This is a genomic window from Streptomyces sp. NPDC021356, from assembly GCF_040641015.1.
GTDB lineage: Bacteria > Actinomycetota > Actinomycetes > Streptomycetales > Streptomycetaceae > Streptomyces.
This window is the reverse complement of the sequence record NZ_JBFACU010000010.1, coordinates 249,476-272,823: the sequence shown is the minus strand read 5'-3', so window position 1 is coordinate 272,823 and position 23,348 is coordinate 249,476. Positions and strand designations below refer to the sequence as shown.

Annotated in this window: 19 protein-coding genes; 13 read left to right on the top strand and 6 right to left on the bottom strand. The window is 73.7% G+C overall.

The window, feature by feature from the left end:
- Nucleotides 1-2,023 (bottom strand): DEAD/DEAH box helicase (locus tag AB0G56_RS16375; protein WP_360969580.1); only part of this gene is annotated, 2,023 nt, incomplete at its 3' end.
- 530 nt (nucleotides 2,024-2,553) lie between these two features.
- Between AB0G56_RS16375 and AB0G56_RS16370 the strand changes: the two genes are divergently transcribed.
- Nucleotides 2,554-3,300, top strand: coding sequence for a ferritin-like fold-containing protein (locus AB0G56_RS16370; protein ID WP_360969578.1), 747 nt, complete (start codon nucleotides 2,554-2,556; stop codon nucleotides 3,298-3,300).
- Nucleotides 3,301-3,390: 90 nt separating this feature from the next.
- Here the strand turns inward: AB0G56_RS16370 and AB0G56_RS16365 are convergent, their stop codons facing one another.
- The 4 genes from AB0G56_RS16365 to AB0G56_RS16350 all read right to left on the bottom strand — a co-directional run bounded on the left by AB0G56_RS16365 (nucleotide 3,391) and on the right by AB0G56_RS16350 (nucleotide 5,322).
- A complete protein-coding gene (locus AB0G56_RS16365; protein ID WP_360969576.1) occupies nucleotides 3,391-3,660 on the bottom strand; it encodes a hypothetical protein in 270 nt (89 codons plus the stop codon).
- 205 nt (nucleotides 3,661-3,865) lie between these two features.
- A complete protein-coding gene (locus tag AB0G56_RS16360; RefSeq protein ID WP_037852073.1) occupies nucleotides 3,866-4,093 on the bottom strand; it encodes a DUF3107 domain-containing protein in 228 nt (75 codons plus the stop codon).
- Between the two features lie 159 nt (nucleotides 4,094-4,252).
- Complete coding sequence (locus AB0G56_RS16355) at nucleotides 4,253-4,897, bottom strand: TetR/AcrR family transcriptional regulator (protein ID WP_360969574.1); 645 nt, start codon at nucleotides 4,895-4,897, stop codon at nucleotides 4,253-4,255.
- A gap of 200 nt (nucleotides 4,898-5,097) precedes the next feature.
- Complete coding sequence (locus AB0G56_RS16350; protein WP_360969572.1) at nucleotides 5,098-5,322, bottom strand: hypothetical protein; 225 nt, start codon at nucleotides 5,320-5,322, stop codon at nucleotides 5,098-5,100.
- 249 nt (nucleotides 5,323-5,571) lie between these two features.
- Here AB0G56_RS16350 and AB0G56_RS16345 point away from each other — a divergent pair, with 249 nt between their 5' ends.
- The 12 genes from AB0G56_RS16345 (at nucleotide 5,572) to moeZ (ending at nucleotide 21,642) form a co-directional block, all read left to right on the top strand.
- Nucleotides 5,572-6,606: an alpha/beta hydrolase gene (locus tag AB0G56_RS16345; RefSeq protein ID WP_360969571.1), complete on the top strand. Its 1,035-nt coding sequence runs from the start codon at nucleotides 5,572-5,574 to the stop codon at nucleotides 6,604-6,606.
- Nucleotides 6,607-7,004: 398 nt separating this feature from the next.
- Nucleotides 7,005-8,501 (top strand): DUF3152 domain-containing protein, encoded by a 1,497-nt coding sequence (locus AB0G56_RS16340; RefSeq protein WP_360969569.1) that lies wholly within the window; start codon nucleotides 7,005-7,007, stop codon nucleotides 8,499-8,501.
- A 69-nt stretch (nucleotides 8,502-8,570) separates the two neighbouring features.
- Nucleotides 8,571-8,663: an Ms4533A family Cys-rich leader peptide gene (locus AB0G56_RS16335; RefSeq protein WP_360969568.1), complete on the top strand. Its 93-nt coding sequence runs from the start codon at nucleotides 8,571-8,573 to the stop codon at nucleotides 8,661-8,663.
- Nucleotides 8,664-8,894: 231 nt separating this feature from the next.
- Nucleotides 8,895-10,613: an ABC transporter substrate-binding protein gene (locus AB0G56_RS16330; RefSeq protein ID WP_360969566.1), complete on the top strand. Its 1,719-nt coding sequence runs from the start codon at nucleotides 8,895-8,897 to the stop codon at nucleotides 10,611-10,613.
- 4 nt (nucleotides 10,614-10,617) lie between these two features.
- The gene (locus AB0G56_RS16325) at nucleotides 10,618-11,727 is read left to right on the top strand and encodes an ABC transporter permease (protein ID WP_360969565.1); all 1,110 of its coding nucleotides are present in this window, start codon (nucleotides 10,618-10,620) and stop codon (nucleotides 11,725-11,727) included.
- Nucleotides 11,724-12,731 carry an ABC transporter permease gene (locus AB0G56_RS16320; protein WP_360969563.1) on the top strand — a complete coding sequence of 336 codons (1,008 nt, stop codon included), beginning with the start codon at nucleotides 11,724-11,726 and terminating at the stop codon, nucleotides 12,729-12,731. The genes AB0G56_RS16325 and AB0G56_RS16320 overlap by 4 nt, the downstream gene beginning before the upstream one ends.
- Before the next feature lie 101 nt (nucleotides 12,732-12,832).
- Nucleotides 12,833-14,611 carry a dipeptide ABC transporter ATP-binding protein gene (locus tag AB0G56_RS16315; RefSeq protein WP_360969631.1) on the top strand — a complete coding sequence of 593 codons (1,779 nt, stop codon included), beginning with the start codon at nucleotides 12,833-12,835 and terminating at the stop codon, nucleotides 14,609-14,611.
- A gap of 192 nt (nucleotides 14,612-14,803) precedes the next feature.
- On the top strand, nucleotides 14,804-16,705 hold the full coding sequence (locus tag AB0G56_RS16310) for a DUF3492 domain-containing protein (RefSeq protein WP_360969561.1): 1,902 nt from the start codon (nucleotides 14,804-14,806) through the stop codon (nucleotides 16,703-16,705).
- A gap of 542 nt (nucleotides 16,706-17,247) precedes the next feature.
- Nucleotides 17,248-18,426 carry a hypothetical protein gene (locus AB0G56_RS16305; protein ID WP_360969629.1) on the top strand — a complete coding sequence of 393 codons (1,179 nt, stop codon included), beginning with the start codon at nucleotides 17,248-17,250 and terminating at the stop codon, nucleotides 18,424-18,426.
- 273 nt (nucleotides 18,427-18,699) lie between these two features.
- A complete protein-coding gene (locus AB0G56_RS16300) occupies nucleotides 18,700-19,662 on the top strand; it encodes an NAD-dependent epimerase/dehydratase family protein (RefSeq protein WP_360969559.1) in 963 nt (320 codons plus the stop codon).
- A complete protein-coding gene (locus tag AB0G56_RS16295) occupies nucleotides 19,650-20,399 on the top strand; it encodes a spherulation-specific family 4 protein (protein ID WP_360969557.1) in 750 nt (249 codons plus the stop codon). The genes AB0G56_RS16300 and AB0G56_RS16295 overlap by 13 nt, the downstream gene beginning before the upstream one ends.
- 64 nt (nucleotides 20,400-20,463) lie before the next feature.
- Entirely contained in the window at nucleotides 20,464-21,642 is a 1,179-nt protein-coding gene (gene moeZ, locus AB0G56_RS16290) for an adenylyltransferase/sulfurtransferase MoeZ (RefSeq protein WP_360969555.1), read from the top strand.
- 115 nt (nucleotides 21,643-21,757) lie between these two features.
- Here the strand turns inward: moeZ and AB0G56_RS16285 are convergent, their stop codons facing one another.
- Nucleotides 21,758-23,302 (bottom strand): alpha/beta hydrolase, encoded by a 1,545-nt coding sequence (locus AB0G56_RS16285; RefSeq protein WP_360969553.1) that lies wholly within the window; start codon nucleotides 23,300-23,302, stop codon nucleotides 21,758-21,760.
- Nucleotides 23,303-23,348: the final 46 nt, after the last annotated feature.

Genomic DNA, 23,348 nt, shown 5'->3' with positions numbered 1-23,348 from the left:
TGGGCTTGGCCTCCGCTTCGGTGGTGGCTTCCGTCGTGTCGGCGGTGGCTTCGGCGGCGGGTGCCTTGGCGGCGGCCTTGCGGGTGCGCTTCGGCTTGGCCTCGGCGGGTGCCGCTTCGGCGGTGTCGGTCACCTCGGTGGTGGCGGCCTTCTTGCGCGTGGTGCGCTTGGGCTTGGCCTCCGCTTCGGTGGTGGCTTCCGTCGTGTCGGCGGTGGCTTCGGCGGCGGGTGCCTTGGCGGCGGCCTTGCGGGTGCGCTTCGGCTTCGCCTCGGCGGGCGCCTCCTCCGCGGTCCCGGCCTCGGTCACCGTCTCGGCGGTCACCGCCGGCTCCGCGGCCTTGCGGGTGCGGCGACGTCGCGGCTTCTCCTGCGCCGGGGCCTCCGGCGCCTGCGCGGCGGGGCTCTCCGGCACCGTCACCGCGGCCTCGGGGGCCTGCGCCGACGTGGACGCGGCAACCGGAGGAGCGGACACGGGGATCTCCGGCTCGGCGGGTGCGGCGGACGGGACCGGCTCGGTGGCCGTCGCCGCCGCGTGCGCCGCCTGCTGCGCCGAGGCACCGGCACCGCCACGGGTACGCCGGCGTCGACGCGGGGTGCGGGTGCCCGTGGCCTCGGCCGAGGCCGCCGGCTCGACCGGCGTGGTCCCGGCCGTCGTACCGGCGGCCGGTGCGGCCGGGTCCACCGGTGAGCCACCGCGCGTACGGCGCCGACGGCGCGGGGTGCGCGCCGGGCGCTCACGGTCATGCTCCCGCTCCCGCTCCCGCTCGCGGTCGCTGGAGCGGCCCTCGGGGCGAGCGCCCCGGCCACCGCGCCCGCGGGCACCGCGACCACCGGTCTCACCGAGGTCCTCCAGCTCCTCCGCGTCCAGCCCGGCGCGAGTGCGCTCCGAGCGCGGCAGGACGCCCTTGGTGCCCGCAGCGATCCCCAGGTCGGAGAAGAGGTGGGGAGAGGTGGAGTACGTCTCCGGCGGGTCGTTGAAGCCCAGGTCCAGCGCCTTGTTGATCAGCTGCCAGCGGGGGATGTCGTCCCAGTCGACGAGCGTGATCGCCGTACCCTTGGCGCCCGCGCGGCCGGTGCGGCCGATGCGGTGCAGGTACGTCTTCTCCTCTTCCGGCGACTGGTAGTTGATGACGTGGGTGACGCCCTCGACGTCGATGCCGCGCGCGGCGACGTCGGTGCAGACGAGGACGTCCACCTTGCCGTTGCGGAAGGCGCGCAGCGCCTGCTCGCGGGCGCCCTGGCCGAGGTCGCCGTGGACCGCGCCGGAGGCGAAGCCGCGCTGCTTGAGCTGGTCGGCGAGGTCGGCCGCCGTGCGCTTGGTGCGGCAGAAGACCATCACGAGACCGCGGCCCTCGGCCTGCAGGATGCGCGCGACCATCTCGGGCTTGTCCATGTTGTGCGCGCGGTAGATGAACTGGGTGGTGTTGGCCACCGTCGCGCCCGCGTCGTCCGGCGCGGTGGCGCTGATGTGCGTGGGCTGCGACATGTAGCGCCGGGCCAGGCCGATGACCGCGCCCGGCATGGTGGCCGAGAACAGCATGGTCTGCCGCCTGGTCGGCAGCATGCCGATGATCTTCTCGACGTCGGGCAGGAAGCCGAGGTCGAGCATCTCGTCGGCCTCGTCGAGGACGAGCGCCTTGATGTGCTTGAGGTCGAGCTTCTTCTGGCCGGCCAGGTCCAGCAGGCGGCCCGGGGTGCCGACGACGACGTCGACGCCCTTCTTCAGGGCCTCGACCTGGGGCTCGTAGGCCCGGCCGCCGTAGATCGCGAGGACGCGCACGTTGCGCACCTTGCCCGCGGTCAGCAGGTCGTTGGTGACCTGGACGCACAGCTCGCGCGTGGGGACGACGACGAGCGCCTGCGGGGCGTCGGTGAGGGCCTCGGGGGTGGCGCGTCCGGCCTCGACGTCGGCGGGGACGGTGACGCGCTCCAGGAGCGGGAGGCCGAAGCCCAGGGTCTTGCCGGTGCCGGTCTTGGCCTGGCCGATGACGTCCGTGCCCGACAGGGCCACGGGGAGCGTCATCTCCTGGATGGGGAAGGGGTTGATGATGCCGACGGCCTCCAGGGCCTCGGCGGTCTCGGGAAGGATTCCGAGCTCTCGGAACGTCGTAGTCAGGGTGCTGCCTCTTCTGTGTGTGCGGTGCGAGGCGAGCGCGGGGGTCGTGTCGGACCGTGCCGGGGACGCCGGCGGCCGTACGGGCGAAACCGCTCAGGCCGGCCGTGATGGCACGGGACCTCTGCCGACGCTCTGCGGGCCTGTCCTCGGGGCAGGCCCAGCACTCGTACCGCTGAGGGTGTCCCTCCGATCGTCGTACGCACTGTGCCGTACGGTCAGGGAGGGCTGTCGGGTCGGAGCCGATCGGGCCACCGACCGGGCATCCTCATGCGTGCGGCCTGTCGGAGTGCGTCGAGACACCTCGGCGTACCCAGCAGGCGCATTACCACCATACCCCGGAATCGCGCACACGCGATGGCCGATTTGGTCACGTAGTCGTCGTCACACTGGTCGGCCAGGTCTCTCCGGGACCCGGCGAGCGGGCTATTGTGCGCTTCATGACCAGCTCTGACAAGCCTGACCAGGCCTCCGACGCCCCCGCCGAACGCACCGGGATCGCCGCCCAGGACTGGGGGACGGCCGCCGCCGATCCACAGTACCGCGCCGCCGTCGTGGACCTGCTCGGGGCGCTCGCGTACGGAGAGCTAGCGGCGTTCGAACGGCTCGCGGAGGACGCCAAGCTGGCGCCCACCCTCGCGGACAAGGCCGAGCTGGCGAAGATGGCCTCGGCGGAGTTCCACCACTTCGAGCGGCTGCGGAACCGCCTCACGGAGATCGGCGCGGAGCCCACCGCGGCGATGGACCCCTTCGTCGCCGCGCTCGACGGCTTCCACCGGCAGACGGCGCCCTCCGACTGGCTGGAAGGACTCGTCAAGGCCTACGTCGGCGACTCGATCGCCAGCGACTTCTACCGGGAGGTCGCCGCCCGGCTGGACTCCGACACCCGCGAGCTGGTGCTGGCCGTCCTCGACGACACCGGGCACGCCGGTTTCGCGGTGGAGAAGGTGCGCGCGGCGATCGACGCGGACCCGCGGGTGGGCGGCAGGCTCGCGCTGTGGGCGCGGCGCCTGATGGGCGAGGCGCTGTCGCAGTCCCAGCGGGTCGTCGCCGACCGCGACGCGCTCTCCACGATGCTCGTCGGCGGGGTGGCGGACGGCTTCGACCTCGCCGAGGTCGGCCGCATGTTCACGCGCATCACGGAGGCGCACACCAAGCGGATGGCCGCGCTGGGCCTGGCCGCCTAGGCCGCGGGTCCGGACGGCGGGCGGCTCCGGTGGCCCTCGGCTGCCGTGGCCGCCCCCGGTGCGGGCCCGTGCGGACGCCGGGCCGCGCGGTCACGCCGTCAGGGATCGTCGGCGCAGGCGGCCGGCCGGGCGGAGCAGCAGGGAGAGGGAGGCGGCCGCGACGACCGCCGCGCCGAGCAGGCTGGACACCACGGGGGCGGAACCCAGCGCGCTGTGCGTGACGAAGTCTCCGAGGAGGGCGCCCGCGACGCCCGTCGACAGCACCAGCGGGCGGGACGGCAGCCGGTGCGACAGGCGCCGGAAGGCCACCCAGCCGAGCAGCAGGCCGAGCACGGCGGAGCCGAACGCCTCCAAGAACATCACGGTTCCTCCCACACGGTCGGCCGGTGCTGACGGTCGTAGCCCCGTCATACCCCTGACCTGCGGAATGCAACCCTTCCCTGTGGGCTGTTCGTGAGCGGCCCGTGAAGAACCCGCGAAAGCGGGAGACGCAGCCGGCGGGCGGGGGCGGACACGCGAGAGGCCCGGCGGTCGGCGACCGCCGGGCCCCACCCGTCATCCGTGCCTACAGGGCCCCGAAGCCCACCTTGCGCGGGGCCGGCTCGCCCAGCTCGACGTACGCGAGGCGCTCGGCCGGGACCAGCACCTTACGGCCGTGCTCGTCCACGAGGGTCAGCAGCTGTGACTTGCCGGCCAGCGCCTCGGCCACCGCCCGCTCGACCTCCTCGGGGCTCTGACCGCTCTCCAGAACGATCTCGCGGGGCGCGTGCTGCACGCCGATCTTGACCTCCACGGCTATGTCCCTCCGACGGTCAGTGAAGTGCGCGTCCTTCCGCGCCGTACCCAGCACACATTAGCCCGGTGAGGGGACGGACACGCTCCGCCGGAGAACGCCAGGAGCGAACAGCGGGCGGGAACAAACGACCGACCCGTCCGCGCGGTCCGCCGTTCGTCAGTGGTGCTGCTCGGTGCCGTGCAGCGGGAAGCCCGCGATGCCGCGCCAGGCCAGGGACGTCAGCAGCTGGACCGCCTGGTCGCGCGGGACGCTGCGGTCGCTGTGCAGCCAGGAGCGGGCCACCACCTGCGCGAGGCCGCCCAGGCCGGACGCCAGCAGCATCGACTCCGCGCGCGAGAGGCCGGTGTCCTCGGCGATGACGTCGCAGATCGCCTCGGCGCACTCGTTCGTGACCTTGTCGACGCGCTCGCGCACGGCGGGCTCGTTCGTCAGGTCCGACTCGAAGACCAGCCGGAAGGCGCCGCCGTCGTCCTCGACGTAGGCGAAGTAGGCGTCCATCGTCGCGCGCACGCGCTGCTTGTTGTCGGTCGTCGAGGCCAGCGCGCCGCGCACGGACTGGATGAGCGACTCGCAGTGCTGGTCGAGCAGCGCCAGGTAGAGGTCGAGCTTGCCCGGGAAGTGCTGGTAGAGCACCGGCTTGCTGACGCCGGCGCGCTCCGCGATGTCGTCCATGGCCGCCGCGTGGTAGCCCTGCGCCACGAAGACTTCCTGGGCGGCGCCCAGCAGCTGGTTCCGCCGGGCACGGCGCGGCAGGCGCGTGCCTCGCGGGCGCGCCGCCTCTGTCTGCTCGATGGCTGTCACGCCGCCTCCCAATGTCGTCGCTGTGCGGTGTGCGCCGCGCCGCCATCGTACTTTTCGGTAACCGTACTGTGCGCGGTGCGAGCGCAGAATTTCACGGACCGGACGGTGAAGAAACCCGTACAGAAGGTTTCCAACTTGCCGAGTCCGGGCATAGGAGAGCGCCGCCGCTGTTCAGCGCCGGTCCGGCGGTTCCGGCACCGTCACCGGTAGTCGTCCTCGTCGAGGGAGACGACCCGTGCCTGCTCGGCGAGATCGGCTTCGTTCGCGCGGCCGGGGTCCACGCCCGTCAGGGGGTCGTCGTGTTCCGGCGCGATGTCGGCGTGCTGTTCTGCGGCGTCGTTCTCCGGGGCCTCGACGTCGATCTCCGTGCCGTTCTCGGTGGCCTCGTCCTCGAACGTCTCGGGATCGGTGGGGTCGAACGCCATGCTGGGCTCCCTTCCTGCGGACGTCCCTCGAACGTCCCTGCGCATGTCGGTGCATGTCGGTGCATGTCTCGTGTGCCCCCGCGAGGCGCGGGGGCTGCATACGGGTGCCCTCTGTACGAGCGTAGGAGACACCCGATCCTGATGCCATGCGGTGGGCGGCCGTCCTGCGATGCGCATCCCGCGCTGTCCGCCGCCCGCTGTGACGGCGAACACATGAATGGCGACGTGATCGTCTCGTAACATTGCCGCATGTCTTCGACCGAGCTGCCCGCCGTGCCGCCCGCCAACGTACTTCCCAGGGTGGGGCCCGTCGGGGTCGAGGAGGGGGAGCGGCTGCGCTCGGTCCAACTGCGGGGCATCACCCTGACGGTGCGCTCCAGGCCCCCCGCGCGGGAGAACCTGCCGCGCGCGCTGTACGTCCACGGACTCGGCGGTTCCTCGCAGAACTGGTCGGCGCTGATGGCCCTCCTCGACGGCGACGTCGACGGCGAGGCCCTCGACCTGCCCGGCTTCGGCGACTCACCGCCACCCGACGACGGCAACTACTCGGTCACCGCCCACGCGCGCGCGGTGATCCGCTACCTGGACACCACCGGCCGCGGCCCGGTCCACCTCCTCGGCAACTCGCTGGGCGGCGCGGTCTCGACGCGCGTCGCCGCGCTGCGCCCCGACCTCGTCCGCACGCTCACGCTGATCTCCCCCGCGCTGCCCGAACTGCGCGTGCAGCGCACCGCCCTGCCGACCGGACTGCTCGCGCTGCCGGGCGTCACCGCGCTCTTCACCCGGCTGACCCGGGAGTGGACGGCGGAGCAGCGGGTCCGCGGGGTCATGGCCCTGTGCTACGGCGACCCGGAGCGGGTGACGCCGGAAGGGTTCCGCAACGCGGTCACGGAGATGGAGCGGCGGCTTCGACTGCCGTACTTCTGGGACGCGATGACGCGTTCCGCGCGCGGGCTCGTCGACGCGTACACCCTGGGCGGGCAGCACGGCCTGTGGCGGCAGGCCGAGCGGGTCCTCGCCCCCACGCTGCTGGTCTACGGCGGCCGGGACCAGCTCGTCGGCTACCGCATGGCCCGGCGCGCGGCCCGCGCCTTCCGCGGCTCCCGCCTGGTGACCCTGCCCGACGCGGGGCACGTGGCGATGATGGAGTACCCGGAGACGGTGGCGACCGCGTTCCGCGAGCTGCTCGCCGAGGCGGAGGCATCCGGTGCGCAGGCAGCGGGTGCGGAGACGTCCGGTGCGGGGGCCGACGAAGGCGCATCCGACGCGGAATTGGGAGGCTGACGGACCTCGTGGGACGCCACAGCCGCCGCGGACCCGCCCCCAAGGGCGACAGCGCGCGAACAGCGGGAACACCCGCACCAGAGGGATCAGAGGGATCAGAGGGAACCGGGGGAGCACAGGGCACAGCGGGCTCAGCAGGCGGAGGGGGCGCAGGGCGCGCAGGGGGCTCAGCAGCGGGTCCGTCGGGGATCGCGGAGGCGGCTCGCGCGGCCGCGGGACCTGAGAACCGCTCAGGCCGGGAGGGCCCGGCCGCGGGTCGGCGCCGCAGCGGTCCTGCCGGACCGGGCGCACCGGGAGCACCGGCGGCACAGGCCGCGTACGGCGGCCCCCGCTTCCCCGACGGGACGCCCGCGCGCGGTGTTCCGCGCCTGCCGGGGGACGAGACGCCCGCGCACGGTGTGCCGCAGACCCGTGGCGGCCACCCCGAGCAGTGGGAGACGGGCGGCGGCTGGGGGGAGTTCAGAACCCGGACCGGAACGGCCGGCGGTGCGGTACGGGGACGGCGGCCGGGAGCCGACGGCCCCACGGGCTACGGCGGTTCGCGCGGCTACGGCGCCGCGACCGGCCAGGATGCCGCGTCCGCCCAGGGTGCCGCGTCGGCCCAGGGTGCGGCGGCCGGCTTCGACGTTCCGGCCGGCTTCGGTGCCCCGACAGGCCCCGATGCTCCGTCCGGTTCCGCGACCCCGGCCCGTTCCGGGAGGGGCACAGGTCAGCCGGGGCCCGACCGCCCCGGCGCGGCCCGCGGTCCGCGCCCGTCGCCCGGCGTCCCCGCTCCGGGCGGCCCCGGGGGTCCCGCTGTCCCCATCCCGCGGCAGCGGCAGGCGCCGCCCGCCGGCGGCCCCCGGCAGGACTACATCGACGCGTTCGAGGACGGCGAGGGCGCCTTCGCCCCCCGGTCGCGTGGTGCCGCGCCCCCCTCTGCGGCCCCGGTCTCCCCGGCCGGGCGGACCACCCGCACCGGCCCGGGCACCGGCTCGGGCGCAGCCGCGGGCGTGGCCGGTGGCGGTACCACCGCGCCGCTCCCCGGCACCACCGCGCCGATGCCCGCCCCCGCCATGCCCGCCGACTCCGGAGCACCGGCCGGCGGCAGGAGCGCCAAGGGCCGTACGTTCACGGGTATCGCCGCGGCCGCGGTCACCACCGTGCTCGCGGTCATCGTCGCCGGGCAGGTCACCGACGACCGTTCCGGCGCTCAGGCGCAGGCGCGGACGGCCGCCGGTCAGGACGACGGCACCCGCTCCGCGGTGGGCCCGGACGGTCACGCGAGCCCGTCGCAGTCGCCCAGTGCCCCGGCGCTGACGTACGCGCAGAAGATGGACCTGAAGTACGCGCTCAGCCCCACGCTCAAGGGTTCGGGCAGGTTCGACGTGGTCCCCGGCTTCGCCAAGGCGCCGGGCAGGGGGCGGAAGTACACCTACCGGATCGACGTGGAACAGGGTCTCGGTCTCGACGCCCGGCTCTTCGCCGACGCCGTGCAGAAGACGCTCAACGACAACCGCAGTTGGGCCCACAACGGCGCCCGCACCTTCGAGCGCGTCTCCTCCGGGGCGAGCGACTTCGTGATCACGCTGGCCAGTCCGGGAACCACCGCCGCCTGGTGCGCCAAGTCGGGTCTGGACACCACCGAGGACAACGTCTCCTGCGACTCGGCCGCCACCCCGCGCGTGATGATCAACGCCTACCGGTGGGCGCAGGGAGCGAAGACCTTCGGCGACAGGATGTACGCCTACCGGCAGATGCTGATCAACCACGAGGTCGGTCACCGCCTCGGTCACAACCACGTCACCTGCGACAAGGACGGCGAGCTGGCGCCGGTCATGCAGCAGCAGACGAAGTTCCTGGACCATGACGGAATCCACTGCCTGCCGAACTCCTGGCCGTATCCGAAGAGTTGATCCAGGGGCCGCCCGGGGGTCCCTGGATCATGTTGACAATGCGCCGAATGTTCGTTCATATTTCTGCGCATGTGGACCCGTCACGCCGCCAGCAGCGCCGCCATCGAGATGGCGCTCATCGGCGTGACCGGCCTCTGCGTGGCCGACATCCACTGTTGCTGACGCCCGCCACCGGCGTGCGCGTCGCTCCTTTCCCCCCTTCGCCGTGAGGCTCCGCCGCTCCGTGCGCTCCCGTTGAGCGCCGGCGCGCGGCTGAGTGGCTCCAGGTGGTCCGACGACCCGCCGCCGAGGCAGACGTCTGTTCAGATTCGTCTCACCCCTCGTCCCGTCGTCTCGCGATCCGAGACGTTCTCGCCGGACCCGGGGCATTCCTCCCGAGAGGTCGTCATTCCGATGCGCCAACCGTCCGTCTCAGCCCGCCGCGTGGCCGCGGTATCCGTCAGCCTGGTGGTGGCAGCGGGCGCCGTCGCCTGCGGGCCGAAGGACAGCGATGCCAAGGGCGCCGGCGGCGACGCGCAGCCCCACAAGGGCGGCACCCTGAGCGTCCTGAACGCCCAGCCGCAGCAGGACTTCGACCCCGCCCGCCTCTACACGTCCGGCGGCGGCAACGTCCCCTCCCTCGTCTTCCGCACCCTCACCACCCGCAACCGCGAGAACGGTGCCGCCGGTGCCAAGGTCGTCCCCGACCTCGCCACCGACACCGGGCGCCCCAGCAAGGACGCGACCGTGTGGACGTACACCCTCAAGGCGGGGCTGAAGTACGAGGACGGCACCCCGATCACCTCGGCCGACATCAAGTACGGCATCGAGCGCTCCTTCGCCCCCGAACTCTCCGGCGGCGCCCCCTACCTGCGGGACTGGCTGGTCGGCGCGGCCGGCTACCAGGGGCCGTACAAGGACAAGAAGGGCCTCGCCGCGATCGGGACGCCGGACGCCCGGACGATCGTCTTCCATCTGAACAAGCCCGAGGGCGAGTTCCCGTTCCTGGCCACGCAGACGCAGTTCACGCCGGTGCCCCGGAGCAAGGACACGGGCACCAAGTACGAGGAGCACCCGGTCTCGTCCGGACCGTACAAGGTCGTCAAGAACGAGAACGACGGCGAGCACCTCCTCCTGGAGCGCAACCCGAACTGGTCGGCCGCCACCGACGCCGAGCGCAAGGCCTACCCGGACCGGATCGACGTACGCTCCGGGCTGGACTCCTCCGTGATCAACCAGCGGCTCTCCGCGTCCCAGGGACCGGACGCCGCCGCAGTCACCACGGACACCAACCTCGGACCCGCCGAACTCGCCAAGGTCAGCGGCGACAAGGAACTGGCCGCGCGCGTGGGCACCGGCCACTTCGGCTACACGAACTACCTGGCCTTCAACCCGAAGGTCAAACCGTTCGACGACCCCAAGGTGCGCCAGGCCGTCTCCTACGCCATCGACCGCTCCTCGGTCGTCAACGCGGCCGGCGGCAGCGCGCTCGCCGAGCCCGCCACCACCTTCCTGCCGAACCAGAAGTCCTTCGGCCACACCCCCTACGACCTCTTCCCGGCGGGCGCCTCCGGCGACCCGGCCAAGGCCCGGCAGCTGCTGAAGGAGGCCGGCCACCCGAACGGCCTCACCGTCACGCTCACCCACTCCAACAGCAAGGACTTCGAGACCAGTCCGGAGATCGCCACCGCGGTCCAGGACGCGCTCAAGAAGGCCGGCATCACGGTCAGGCTCCAGGGTCTGGAGAAGAACGACTACTCGGACAAGACCCAGAACGTGAAGACCGAGCCGGGCCTCTTCCTCGCCCACTGGGGTGCCGACTGGCCCTCCGGCGGCCCCTTCCTGGCCCCGATCTTCGACGGCCGCCAGATCGTGAAGGACGGTGCCAACTTCAACAGCGGCCAGCTGGACGACAAGTCCGTCGACGACGAGATCGACGCGATCAACAAGCTGACCGACCTCGACGCCGCCGCCAAGCGCTGGGGCGCGCTGGACAGGAAGATCGGCGAGCAGGCCCTGACCGTGCCGCTGTTCCACCCCGTCTACAAGCGCCTGTACGGCAAGGACGTCAAGAACATCGTGATCAGCGACTGGACCGGTGTGCTGGACATCTCCCAGGTCGCGGTGAAGTGACGCCGTGAGCGAGGCACTTGCCGCCTCCCCGGCCGCCGGGACGGGCACCCCCGTCCCGGCCGCCGCGGGGGCCCGTCGGTTCTGGCGGCGGCTGCGTGCGCAGCGCGCCGCCCTCGTCGCGGCGGCCGTCGTCGCGCTGCTCGTCCTGGTCGCGCTCACCGCGCCGCTGCTCACCGCGTGGGAGGGGCAGGACCCCACCACCTACCACCCGTCCCTCGTCGACTCCGCGCGCGGGGGCGTGCCCATCGGGCCGTTCGGCGGCGCCGGCGCCGACCACTGGCTCGGCGTCGAACCGCAGACCGGACGCGACCTGTTCGCCCGCCTGGTCTACGGCGCCCGGGTCTCCCTGGGCGTGGCCCTCGCCGCCACCGTCGTGCAGATCGCCATCGGTGTCGCGGTCGGCGTCACGGCCGCGCTCGGCAACCGCTGGGTCGACCAACTGCTGAGCCGGGCCACCGACATCATCGTCTCCATGCCGCTGATGATCATGGCTCTGGCGCTGCTCGCGATCGTGCCGTCGAGCTTCCCGCGCCCCGTGCTGGTCACCCTGGTCATCGGCCTGATCGCCTGGGGCAACATCGCCAAGATCGTGCGCGCCCAGACGCTCACCCTGAAGGGCCTCGACCACGTCGCCGCGGCCCGGCTCAGCGGCTGGGGCACCGTGCGCATCGCCCGCCGCGAACTGCTGCCCGGCCTCGCGGCCCCGGTCATCACGTACGCCGCCCTGCTCGTACCCACGAACATCTCCGTCGAGGCGGCGCTGTCCTTCCTCGGCGTCGGCGTGAAGCCGCCCACCCCCTCCTGGGGGCAGATGCTCACCGCGGCCGACGTCTGGTACCAGGCGGCACCGCAGTACCTGATGCTCCCCGCGGGCGCCCTCTTCGTGACCGTCGTCGCCCTGACCGTCCTCGGGGACGGCGTGCGCACCGCCCTCGACCCGCGCGCCGCCTCCCGCCTGCGCATCGGCACCGGCCGCAGGCGCGAGTCCGCAGTGCAGGAGTCCGGCACGGGCGGCACGGACCGTCCAGGGGCCGGGACGGGCGACGGGGACGGCACAGGCGCCGGCGCGGGCGACGGCTCGGCCCGGGAAGCACGCAAGGAGGCGACCGCATGAGCGGCTTCGGCGGACTCGGAGGCTTCGTACTGCGCCGCGCCCTCGGCGCCGCGATCACCCTCCTCGCCATCTCGGTGATCGTCTACGTCGTCTTCTACGCCACTCCCGGCAACGTCGCCCAGATCACCTGCGGGCCGCGCTGCTCGCCGGAACAGGTGCACCAGGTCGCGCAGCAACTGCGCCTGGACGACCCGCTGTACGTGCGTTACTGGCACTTCCTCGAAGGACTCGTGGCCGGCCAGGACTACTCGACCGGCACGTCCGTGGAGCACTGCCCGGCACCCTGCCTCGGGGTCTCCTACCAGACCGGCCGGCAGGTCCTCAGCATCATCCTGACCAAGCTGCCCGTGAGCCTGTCCCTGGTGTTCGGCGCGATGGTGCTCTGGCTCGTCCTGGGCGTGGGCACCGGCGTGCTCTCCGCCTGGCGGCGCGGCCGGATCTCCGAACGGGTGCTCACGGCCGTCACGCTCGCGGGCACGGCCACGCCCGTCTTCGTCATCGGCCTGGTGCTGATGATCGTCGTCTGCGGCGAGTTCCAGTGGCTGCCCTTCCCGCAGTACGTGAACCTCACCGACGACCCCGAGCAGTGGGCGTGGAACCTGCTGCTGCCGTGGCTGTCGCTCGCCCTGATCGAGGCCGCGACCTTCGCCCGCATGACCAGGGCCTCGATGCTGGAGACCCTCACCGAGGACCACATCCGCACCTTCCGGGCGTACGGGGTGGGCGAGCGGTCGATCGTCGGCCGGCACGCGCTGCGCGGCGCCCTCGCGCCCGTCATCGCGCTGAACGCCAACAACTTCGGTTCGGCGGTCGGCGGCGCGGTGCTCACCGAGACCCTCTTCGGCCTGCCCGGCATCGGCCAGGAACTGGTGCACGCGGTGAACGTCGTCGACCTGCCGGTCGTCGTCGGCATGGTCCTCGTCATCGGCTTCTTCGTCGTCATCGCCAACGCCGTCGCGGACGTGCTGTTCGCGGTGGCCGACCGACGGGTGGTACTCGCATGAGCCAGGAGACCGTGAAGAGTGCGGAGAGCAGCAGGGGGAAGAGCCCGGAGAGTCGCAGCGGGAAGGGCCCGGAGAGTCGCAGCGGGAAGAGTCCGGAGGGCCTGGTCCGAGTGACGGACCTGACCGTCGAGTTCGGTCCCCTGCGGGCCGTGGACGGGCTCTCCTTCCGGCTGCCGCGGGGCGGCGCGCTCGCCCTGGTCGGCGAGTCCGGCTCGGGCAAGTCCACGGTCGCCTCCGCCCTGCTGGGACTGCACCGCGGGACCGGGGCCAGGGTGCGCGGATCGGTCGAGGTCGCCGGTGCCGACGTCCAGCGGGCCTCCGAGGAGGAACTGCGGCGGCTGCGGGGAGGGAAGGCCGCCATGGTCTTCCAGGACCCGCTGTCGTCCCTGGACCCGTACTACGCGATCGGGGACCAGATCGCCGAGGTGTACCGCACACACACGCGTGCGTCACGGCGTGCGGCACGCGCGCGTGCCGTGGAGGTGCTGGACCGGGTCGGGATCCCCGACGCCGGGCGGCGCTCCCGTGCCCGCCCGCACGAGTTCAGCGGCGGCATGCGCCAGCGCGCCCTGATCGCCATGGCCCTGGCGTGCGCGCCGGACCTCTTGATCGCCGACGAGCCGACCACGGCGCTCGACGTGACCGTCCAGGCCCAGATCCTCGACCTGCTGCACACGCTGCGCGAGGAGACCGGGATGGGGCTGCTGCTCGTCACCCACGACGTGGGCGTCGCCGCCGAGAGCGTCGAGGAGGTGCTGGTCATGCGGCACGGGCGCGCGGTCGAGCACGGGCCGGTCGGGGCCGTCCTGGGGGCGCCCACCGCGGCGTACACGAGGGAACTGCTGGCGGCGGTGCCGCGTGTCGACGCCGGCCCGGCGGGTTCCAGGGGCCCCACCAGCCCCATCGGTGGTTCCACTGGCCCCATCGGTTCCACCGGCCCCATCGGTTCCACCGGCCCCATCGGTTCCACCGGTTCCGCCAAGGCCGCAGGGGCCGCCGGGGCCGCCGAGTCGCTAGGTAACGCGGAGTCGGCAGGGACCGCTGAGATGGCAGGGACCGCTGAGGTGGGCCGGGCGGCCGGTTCCGCCGAGGTCGTCCTGGAAGCGGCCGGGCTGCGGCGCGAGTTCGGGCGCGGGAGGCGGGCGTTCGCGGCCGTGGACGGCGTGTCGGTGACCGTGCGCCGGGGCGAGACCCTGGGGATCGTGGGCGAGAGCGGCAGCGGCAAGACCACGCTCGGCCGGATGCTCGTCGGGCTGCTGGAGCCGACCGCGGGCGAGGTCCGCTTCCAGGGCCGCGCCAGGACGGGCGTGGACCCGGCCGTGCAGATGGTGTTCCAGGACCCCGTCTCCTCCCTCAACCCGCGCCGCAGCGTGGGCGAGTCCATCGCGGACCCCCTGCGGGCGCGCGGCGAACGGGACGAGGGGCGCATCCGGGAGCGGGTGGGCGGACTGCTGGAGCGCGTGGGGCTCCAGAGGGCGCACTACGACCGCTACCCGCACGAGTTCAGCGGCGGACAGCGCCAGCGCGTCGGCATCGCGCGGGCGCTCGCGGCGGACCCGCGCGTGATCGTGTGCGACGAGCCGGTCTCCGCGCTCGACGTCACCACCCAGGCGCAGGTGGTCGCCCTGCTCGGTGAGTTGCAGCGGGACCTCGGGATCGCGCTGGTCTTCGTCGCCCACGACCTCGCCGTGGTGCGCCAGGTCAGCGACCGGGTCGCGGTGATGCGGCAGGGCCGGATCGTGGAGGAGGGCCCGGCCGGCGAGGTGTACGACGCCCCCCGGGACCCGTACACCAGGCAGCTCCTGGCCGCGGTACCGGCGCTCGACCCCGGGGCCGCGGCCCGGCGCCGGGCCGAACGGCGAGAGCTGGCCCCGGCCTGACGAAGGGTGCCCGGGTGATCCTGTAGCGCGACGGAACGCCGTCCGCACGGGAAAGTCACGCCCGTTCACCCCTTTTGGTGGCGCGATGGACAACCGTCCGTCGCGCCACCGGCATGTCCGCATACGTTCGTCCCGCTGCGAGCCGCCGGTGCGACGGCGGCTCTCCACACGGGAGAGAACGGGGGTGCACGCGTGCGCATCGGACTGGTGACGGAGGGCGGCTACCCGTATGTGAGCGGTGACGCCGGCCTCTGGTGCGAACGGCTCGTGCGCGGGCTCGGGCAGCACGAGTTCGACCTCTACGCGCTCAGCCGCAGCCGTAGGCAGGAGGACGAGGGCTGGGTTCCGCTGCCCCGGCAGGTCAGCCGGGTGCGCACGGCGCCCCTGTGGACGGCCGAGGGCGACGGCGTACGCCTCGGGCGCCGTGCGCGCCGGCGCTTCGCCGAGTGCTACGGCGAACTGGCCTCGGTACTGGCCGCGGCGAGCGGCACCGGCCTCGGCGAGCGGGACATCAGGGATTCCAGGGGTCTACGGGCCTGCCGGGACTCGCGAAGTCACCAGCCCTCGCAGGATCCCCAGGACTTGCGGGGTCCCCGGGATTCCTTGGCCTCCCGGGGACCCTGGGAGTGTCAGGGCGGGGAGGCGGACCGTTTCGCCAGCGCTCTCTACGGACTCGCGGAACTCGCCCGTGACGCGGACGGCCTGGCGCGTGCGCTCCGCTCGGAGACCGCCGTCCGCGCGCTGGAGCACGCCTGTCGCGCCCCCGGCGCCTCGCGCGCCGCGCGCGAGGCGCGCGTTCCCGACCTCCTCACCGTCGTCGCGCACCTGGAGCACTCCCTGCGCCCCCTCTCGCTCGACTGGTACGAGGACGACGGCCTCGGTGCCGCCGACCTCTGCCACACCGCGGGCGGCGGCACCGCGGCCCTGCCCGGACTGCTCGCACACCACTTCTGCGACGTCCCCCTCCTGGTCACCGAGTACGGCGTCCCGCTGCGCTCGCACTACCTGACCTCCGCCGCCGACGGCACCGCCCCCGCCGCGCGCGCCCTGCTCGCCGCCTTCCACGGCAGGCTCGCCGCCGAGGTCTACCGGCAGGCCGCCGTCCTCACCCACGGCAACGCCCACACCCGTCGCTGGCAGGAGCGCTGCGGTGCCGACCGCGCGAGGCTGCGCACCGTCCACCCCGGGATGGACGCCACCGCCTTCGCCGAGGCCGCCGCCCTCGCGGAAGCCGGTGAAGGGGGCGGGCCGTCGCGGGCGCCCGCCCCGGACACGCTGGTCTGGGTCGGCCGCGTCGAGCCCACCAAGGACCTGGTGTCCCTGCTGCACGCCTTCGCGGAGGTCCGCTGGGCGGAGCCGGGAGCGCGGCTGCGCATCGTGGCGACGGCGCCGCCGACCGGCCCCGAGGCCACCGCCTACCTGGGCCACTGCAAGGCACTGGCCGCCCAGCTCTTCCCGGACGAGGCCGACGGTCCGCACACCGTGGGCGAGAACCCGGTCGCCTTCGAGGAGGTCGGCGGCCCCGAGGCACCGACCCTCGCCGACACCTACGCATCGGGCGCCGTGGTCGTCCTGTCGAGCGTCGTCGAGGGCTTCCCGGCCGGCCTGGTGGAAGCGATGTTCTCCGGGTGCGCGACGGTCTCCACGGACGTCGGCGCGGTCGTCGAGGCCATCGGTGGTACGGGGCTGGTCGTGCCCCCGCGCAATCCGCGGGCGCTCGCCGAAGCGTGCGTGACACTGCTGCGCGATCCCGAGCGCCGGGCGCGCCTGGGCGCCGCCGCTCGGGCCCGCGCGCTGGAACTGTTCACCGTCGAGCAGAACATCGCGGCATTTCACGGCATTTACCTGGAGATCGTCTCCCGGTGCCCGGTCCGGCGCGTCGTCCTGGACGGCTCCGGCGACCCCCTCCCGTTCGCCTCCCCGGCCGAGTCCCGCCTCCCCGGCCGCTGGACCGGCGGCCCGGCCACCGGGGCCGTGCCCTCCCCCCAGGCCCCGGCCGGCGCCGCCTGCCCGGCCCGCGCCGCCCCCACCTGGGCCGCCGCGCCCCCCTCCCGCACGTCACCCGCCACCCCGGCCCCGGAGGCCGCCCGATGACCACCCCGAGAGACCCCGACCTCCCGACCGCCCCGTCGAGCCCCGGCGCCTGGGGCGCGGAGTCGCAGGAGTGGCTGGTGCCGCGCACCGCGGCCGAAGGGCCGGACCACGCCACCGGCGGCGTGACGCGGGGGGCGAGCGATGCCGACAAGGTGGTGTGGCCCCGGGCGGCGGCCGGGGCGGGCGACACACCACCACTGCCCGGGGCCGGCCCTCCCGGCCGGGGGCGGGTGCCGCGGGCCGGTATGGCGCTCGGCGTCGGCGGCGCACTGCGCGAGGCCGCCGCAGGGGGAGCGGTTCGCCCCGCGCCGGGGGCGGGCCGCGCCGGGCAGGATGTCGCTGGGGATGTCGCTGCCCCGCAGGAAGCCGCTGCCGCGCAGCACGTCATCGCCGCACAGGAAGCCGCTGCCATGCAGGGAACCGGTGCCGCGCAGGTGACCGGTGCCGCGGCGCGAGCCGGTGCCGCGCCGGGTGCCGGAGCCGGCCCGGCAGCGGGGTCAGGCGCCTTTCCGGAAGCCGGTCACGGTGCCCGTGGCGGTGGGGTGCGGGGGCACGCCCCGGTCCTCGCCCGCGACCCGGGCCACGACCGGGCGCCCGCCACCACCCCGCGCCGCGGCGCCGCCGACCCCGTCAAGACCCTGCTGCACCGCCACCGCGAGCTGTGCGAACGGGCGGTGGACCCGCTGGAGATCGCCGCCGGACTCGAGGCGCACGGCGTCACCGACCGAACGGCCGCCCGCTTCCGCCACCGCGACGTCTTCTCCCTCGCGGAGGAGATGTACGCCCGCGCCCCGCGCCCCGCCGAGACACCCCCGCGCTCCGAGGACCGCGACGCGCCCCGCGTGCGCGCCGGCTGGATCCTGCTCAGTCTGCTGCCCGGAGCCCTGTGCGCGGCTGCGGTGGCCGGGCTGCATCTGACCGCGGGCCGCACCCGCCTGGCGGTGGCCGGGCTCGGCGCACCGGCCGTCGCCCTCGCCGTCCGCGCCCTGCTCCGCCGCGGCCCGCTCAGCCCCCTCGGCCCGTCCGGCCGGAGCCGGGCCGGCTCCCAGGGGCCCGGCGCCCGCGCCTGGACGTACTGGCTCCTCACCTACGCCCTCCTCGGCGACGGCCTGCTCGGTGTGGCGGTCGAGGGCGGACCCGACGGCCTGCCCGACGGCACCGCGACCGGCGGCCCGTGGCCGCTGGCCACCGTCCCCGTCCTGGCGCTCGCCCTCGCCTGCGCCCCGGCGTGCTGGGGAGCGCACCTCCTTGCCGTGCGCGCCCGGCGCGGCCTGAGGGCCAGCCGGTGCCTGGAGGAGTTCGCCGCCTCCGTGCGCCCCCTGCTCTTCGTGGTGGTCGGCGGGTTCCTCGGTGCCCTGGGCGTGCTGCTCGCGCTGTGCGGCAGGGTCCTGCACGAGCCCGTCGGCTACGCCCAGACGCTCGCGCTGGGCGCCCTGCTGCTGCTCGCCCGTCTCCTCACCACACACGGCTTCACCCACGCCCCGGTCCTCACCCTCGGTGCCGCGGCCACCGTGGAGACGACCGCGCAGGCGAGCGTCTTCGCCGGCCGTCTTCCGGGCTGCGATCCGCTGGCCGTCCCGGTCGACGCCCTCATGACCGCCTGGGGCGCGGGCAGCGTCCCGACGCTCGCCTGCGGCGCCGCGGCCGCCGTCCTCCTGGTCCACGCGGCCCGCACCCTGACCAGGGCCTCGGCCCATGCGCGCCCCGGGACGCGGCCGTGACCGGCGCCCGGCGCACCCCGGCCGGCCCCCTCCAGCCGCGGCAGGCCCCCCGGTGCGCCATGGGGATCACCCGTCCCCGGCCCGCCCCCGCACGCGAGCGCACCGGACCGGAAGCCAAAGCGGAACCGGTCCCTCGCGGACCCCGGGCGTCCGGCCGCGCAGCCGGAGCCCACCGCACCACCCCCCTGAAGGAGAACACCAGATGACCACCGCCCGATCCGGAGCGTCCGGAGCATCCGGAGCCACCGGAGCGCACACCCCGGGAGTCGCCCGATGAGGGTTCTGCTGATCGGAGCAGGCGGATACCTCGGCCGTTTCGTCGCCGACCGCCTGCTCGCCGACCCGGCCGTCCAGCTGACCGCGCTCGGCCGCGGCGACGACGCCGACGTCCGCTTCGACCTCGCCACGGGCAGCCCGGGGGCGCTCACCCGCTTCCTCGACGCCGTCCACCCGGGCGTCGTCATCAACTGCGCGGGCACCACCCGGGGCGGCGCCCGTGAACTCACCCGGCACAACACCGTCGCCGTGGCCACCGTCTGCGAGGCCCTGCGGCGCAGCGGATGCGGTGCCCGCCTGGTGCAGATCGGCTGCGGCGCCGAGTACGGCCCCAGCCAGCCCGGCTCCTCCACGGCGGAGGACGCCGTGCCCCGCCCCGGCGGCCCGTACGGGGTCAGCAAGCTCGCCGCGACCGAACTCGTCCTCGGCTCCGGCCTCGACGCCGTCGTGCTCCGCGTCTTCTCGCCCGCCGGGCCCGGCACCCCGGCCGGTTCACCCCTCGGCCGCCTCGCCGAAGCCATGCGGCGCGCCATGCAGTCCGGAGACGGCGACCTCAAGCTCGGCGGCCTGGCCGCCCAACGCGACTTCGTCGACGTCCGCGACGTGGCCCGAGCCGTGCACGCCGCCTCCCTCTCGGCCGCCCAGGGCGTCATCAACATCGGGTCGGGCCGCGCCGTCCGGCTGCGCGACGCCGCGTCCGTCCTCGCACGCGTGGCCGGATACGGCGGCGCCCTGCACGAACTCGACGGACCGCCCGGCGGCCACCTCAGGCCCACCATCGGCCACCCCCGCACCGATCCGGACCAACCGGCGCCCGTGACGTACCCCTACCCCGACGGTTGCGGCGGCTGGCAGCAGGCCGATGTGCGCACCGCACGCGACCGGCTCGGCTGGCGTCCCCGGATCAGCCTCGAAGAGTCCCTCGCCGACATCTGGATGGAGGCCGCGTGCCGCATCTGACCAGCCGGCTCGCGGGGACCTCCGGCACCGGCGTCCGCACCGGCCTCGGCGTCCCCGGCTGCGCGCACCCCCTGCTCGCCCCCGCCGAGTGGAACGCGCTTGCCCGGCCCGGGACCCCCCTGCACTGGGCCGTCCTCGACGTCGACCGAGGCCCCGGCACGCAGCCCGATCCGCACTGCCTCGACGCGGCCGGGCGCCTGCGCAACGCGGGCGTGCGGGTCCTCGGCCGCCTCGACGGCGTCCAGGGCACCCGGCCCCGGATCGAACTGATCGCCGACGCCCACCGGTACCTGGAGTGGTACCAGGTCGACGGCTTCCTCCTGGACCGCTGCCCGGCCGGGCGGGAAGGGCTGCCGGAGACACGCCGCACGATCACCTCGCTGCGCGCGCTGCGCGCCGACGCCCACGTCGTCCTCGGCCACGGCACCCACCCGTACCCCGGATACGCCGAGAACGCCGACCAGCTGGTCACCTTCGACGGCCCGTGGAGCGACTACCGCTTCTCGCAGGTCGCCGAGTGGACCGCCGACCACCCGCCCGAGCGCTTCTGCCACTTCGTGCACGGGGTGCCGCGCGCCCACCTCGACGAGGCGCTGCGCGTGGCCCGCTGGCAGGGAGCCGCGACGGTCTGGTTCACCGACCGCACGGACCACGGCGGCCGGGCCGACCCCTGGGAGACGCTGCCCGGCTACTGGGACGACATCGTCTCGCACATCGGAACGGGTGTCTCGGAATGAAGGAGGCCGTGGCAGTGTTACGGGGAGAACAACCCGTAGTGATCGACCGACCAACGGAGTCCCCGTGTCGCTGCCACCCCTGGTCGAGCCAGCTGATGAGCTCACCGTAGACGAGGTCCGCAGGTACTCCCGCCACCTGATCATCCCCGATGTCGGGATGGACGGGCAGAAGCGGCTGAAGAACGCCAAGGTGCTCTGCGTGGGCGCCGGCGGCCTGGGCTCGCCGGCGCTGATGTACATGGCCGCCGCGGGCGTCGGCACGCTCGGCATCGTGGAGTTCGACGAGGTCGACGAGTCGAACCTGCAGCGCCAGGTCATCCACAGCCAGTCCGACATCGGCCGTTCCAAGGCCGAGTCCGCGCGTGACACCGTCAAGGGCATCAACCCGTACGTGAACGTGGTCCTTCACCAGGAGCGGCTCGAGGCCGACAACGTGATGGACATCTTCAGCCAGTACGACCTGATCGTCGACGGCACGGACAACTTCGCGACCCGCTACCTGGTCAACGACGCGTGCGTGCTCCTCGGCAAGCCGTACGTGTGGGGTTCGATCTACCGCTTCGACGGCCAGGCCTCCGTGTTCTGGTCCGAGCACGGCCCCTGCTACCGCTGCCTCTACCCGGAGCCCCCGCCCCCCGGCATGGTCCCCTCCTGCGCCGAGGGCGGCGTCCTGGGCGTGCTCTGCGCCTCCATCGGCTCCATCCAGGTCAACGAGGCCATCAAGCTCCTGGCCGGCATCGGCGAGCCGCTGGTCGGCCGACTGATGATCTACGACGCCCTGGAGATGACGTACCGCCAGGTCAAGGTCCGCAAGGACCCGAACTGCGCGGTCTGCGGCGAGAACCCGACCGTCACCGAACTCATCGACTACGAGGCCTTCTGCGGCGTCGTCTCCGAGGAGGCCCAGGCGGCGGCGGCCGACTCCACGATCACTCCCAAGCAGCTCAAGGAGTGGATCGACGACGGCGAGAACATCGAGATCATCGACGTCCGCGAGCCGAACGAGTTCGAGATCGTCGCCATCCCGGGCGCCCGCCTGATCCCGAAGAACGAGTTCCTCATGGGCACCGCCCTGGAGGGCCTCCCGCAGGACAAGAAGATCGTCCTGAACTGCAAGACGGGTGTCCGCAGTGCGGAAGTCCTCGCCGTCCTGAAGTCCGCGGGCTTCGCGGACGCGGTGCACGTCGGCGGCGGCGTCATCGGCTGGGTCAACCAGATCGAGCCGGACAAGCCGGTCTACTGAGCCGCGCTCCGGCCGCCCGGACGGACATGACGAGCCCATGGCGCCCGCCCACAGCGGGCGCCATGGGCTCGTGTCGTGTTCCGAGCGAGAGGCCCCGTGTTCCGAGCGAGAGACCCTAGGAGCACACCGTGCCGGCCGCCGGGACCTTCCCGTCGAGCAGGTAGCCGTTCACCGCGTCCTGCACGCACTTGTTCTTGCTGTCGTAGGCGCCGTGCCCCTGGCCCTCGTAGGTCAGTTCCACCGCGACGCCGCTGCCCAGCGCGTCCACCATCTTCTTCGCGCCCTCGTACGGCGTGGCCGGGTCGCCTGTGTTGCCCACGACGAGGATCGGCGCCGAGCCGGGCGCGCTCACGTCGGGATGGGCGGCCGCACCGGGCACCGCCCAGTCGCTGCAACTGAGCATCCCCCAGGCCAGGAAGTCGCCGAACAACGGCGAGGCGGCCCGGAACCCGGGCAGCTTCTGCCGCACGTACGCCGCGTCGTAGCGCTGCTTCTCGTCGGCGCAGTTGATGGCCGCGTTCGCCGCGGTGATGTTGCTGTACTCGCCGTTCTCGCTGCGGCCGTTCAGCGCGTCGGACAGCAGCATGAGGATCCTGCCGTCCCCGGCGTAGGCCTGCTCCAGGCCCTCGGTGAGCGGTTCCCACAGGTCCTTGGAGTACAGGGCCTGGGCGATGCCGTTGGTCGCGGCCGTCTGCGTCAGCGGGCGGGGGAAGATGCCGGGGATCGGCTTGCTGTCGAGGTTCCTCAGCAGCCCGGCGACACGGTTCTCGACGTCCTGGGCCGTACTGCCGATCGGGCACTTGGTGCCCTTCGAGACGCAGTCGTGCGCGAAGTTGTCCATGGCCAGCTGGAACCCCCTGGCCTGCCCGAGCGAACTCTGCTCAGGGGTCTGCGTGGGGTCGACGACAGCGTCGAGCACGGCGCGGCCCACGTGCCGGGGGAAGAGGTGGGCGTAGACGCCGCCGAGCTCCGTCCCGTAGGAGATGCCGAAGTAGTGGAGCCGGGAGTCGCCGAGGACCTGCCGCATGAGGTCCATGTCGCGGGCCGCGTCGGTCGTGCGCACATGCGGGAGGATCTTCGCGGAGTTCTTCTCGCAGCCCGCGTTGAACTGCTCCGTGTTCTTCAGGAGCGCGGCCTGCTCCGCGGCGTCGTCGGGCGTCTCGTCCTGCTGGAAGTACTGGTCGAGCTGGGCGTCGCTCTCACAGCGCACGCCCGCGCTGCGCCCCACCCCGCGCGGGTCGAAACTGACCAGGTCGTAGCGGGTGCGGAGCTTGGCGTAGTCCTGGGCGAGCGAGGGCAGGGTGCTCACGCCGGAGCCGCCCGGGCCGCCGAAGTTGAAGATCAGCGAGCCGATGCGCCGGCCCGGCCCGTCGGCCTCGGCCCGGATCAGCGCGATGCCGATCGTGTCGCCCTGGGGCCTGCTCCAGTCCAGGGGCGCCCGCATGGTGGCGCACTGCCAGGTTCTGCCGTCCGGCAGCGGGGTGGGGGCGGCGCCGCCGCCCTCGGACGCGGACGGGGCCGGGCAGGTCTTCCAGTCCAGCTTCTGGGCCGCCAGGTCTGCGCCCCGTGAGCCGTCGCCGCCGCAGCCCGCCACCAGGGAGGCCAGCAGCACGGCGGTTGCACTCAGGGCGGCTGCGCGCAGCCCGCGCGGGTTCTGCATGCCTCCATCCTCACGCCGCGGACGCCCTCACGCGCGGGACGCGGGC

Excerpts from the sequence above, each read along its gene's own strand:
- AB0G56_RS16335 (WP_360969568.1), top strand. The coding sequence starts at position 8,571 with ATGTGGACCCGTCACGCCGCCAGCAGCGCCGCCATCGAGATGGCGCTC.
- AB0G56_RS16330 (WP_360969566.1), top strand. The coding sequence starts at position 8,895 with ATGCGCCAACCGTCCGTCTCAGCCCGCCGCGTGGCCGCGGTATCCGTC.
- AB0G56_RS16345 (WP_360969571.1), top strand. The coding sequence starts at position 5,572 with ATGTCTTCGACCGAGCTGCCCGCCGTGCCGCCCGCCAACGTACTTCCC.
- AB0G56_RS16285 (WP_360969553.1), bottom strand. The coding sequence starts at position 23,302 with ATGCAGAACCCGCGCGGGCTGCGCGCAGCCGCCCTGAGTGCAACCGCC.
- AB0G56_RS16365 (WP_360969576.1), bottom strand. The coding sequence starts at position 3,660 with ATGTTCTTGGAGGCGTTCGGCTCCGCCGTGCTCGGCCTGCTGCTCGGC.
- AB0G56_RS16370 (WP_360969578.1), top strand. The coding sequence starts at position 2,554 with ATGACCAGCTCTGACAAGCCTGACCAGGCCTCCGACGCCCCCGCCGAA.
- AB0G56_RS16320 (WP_360969563.1), top strand. The coding sequence starts at position 11,724 with ATGAGCGGCTTCGGCGGACTCGGAGGCTTCGTACTGCGCCGCGCCCTC.
- AB0G56_RS16300 (WP_360969559.1), top strand. The coding sequence starts at position 18,700 with ATGAGGGTTCTGCTGATCGGAGCAGGCGGATACCTCGGCCGTTTCGTC.
- AB0G56_RS16350 (WP_360969572.1), bottom strand. The coding sequence starts at position 5,322 with ATGGCGTTCGACCCCACCGATCCCGAGACGTTCGAGGACGAGGCCACC.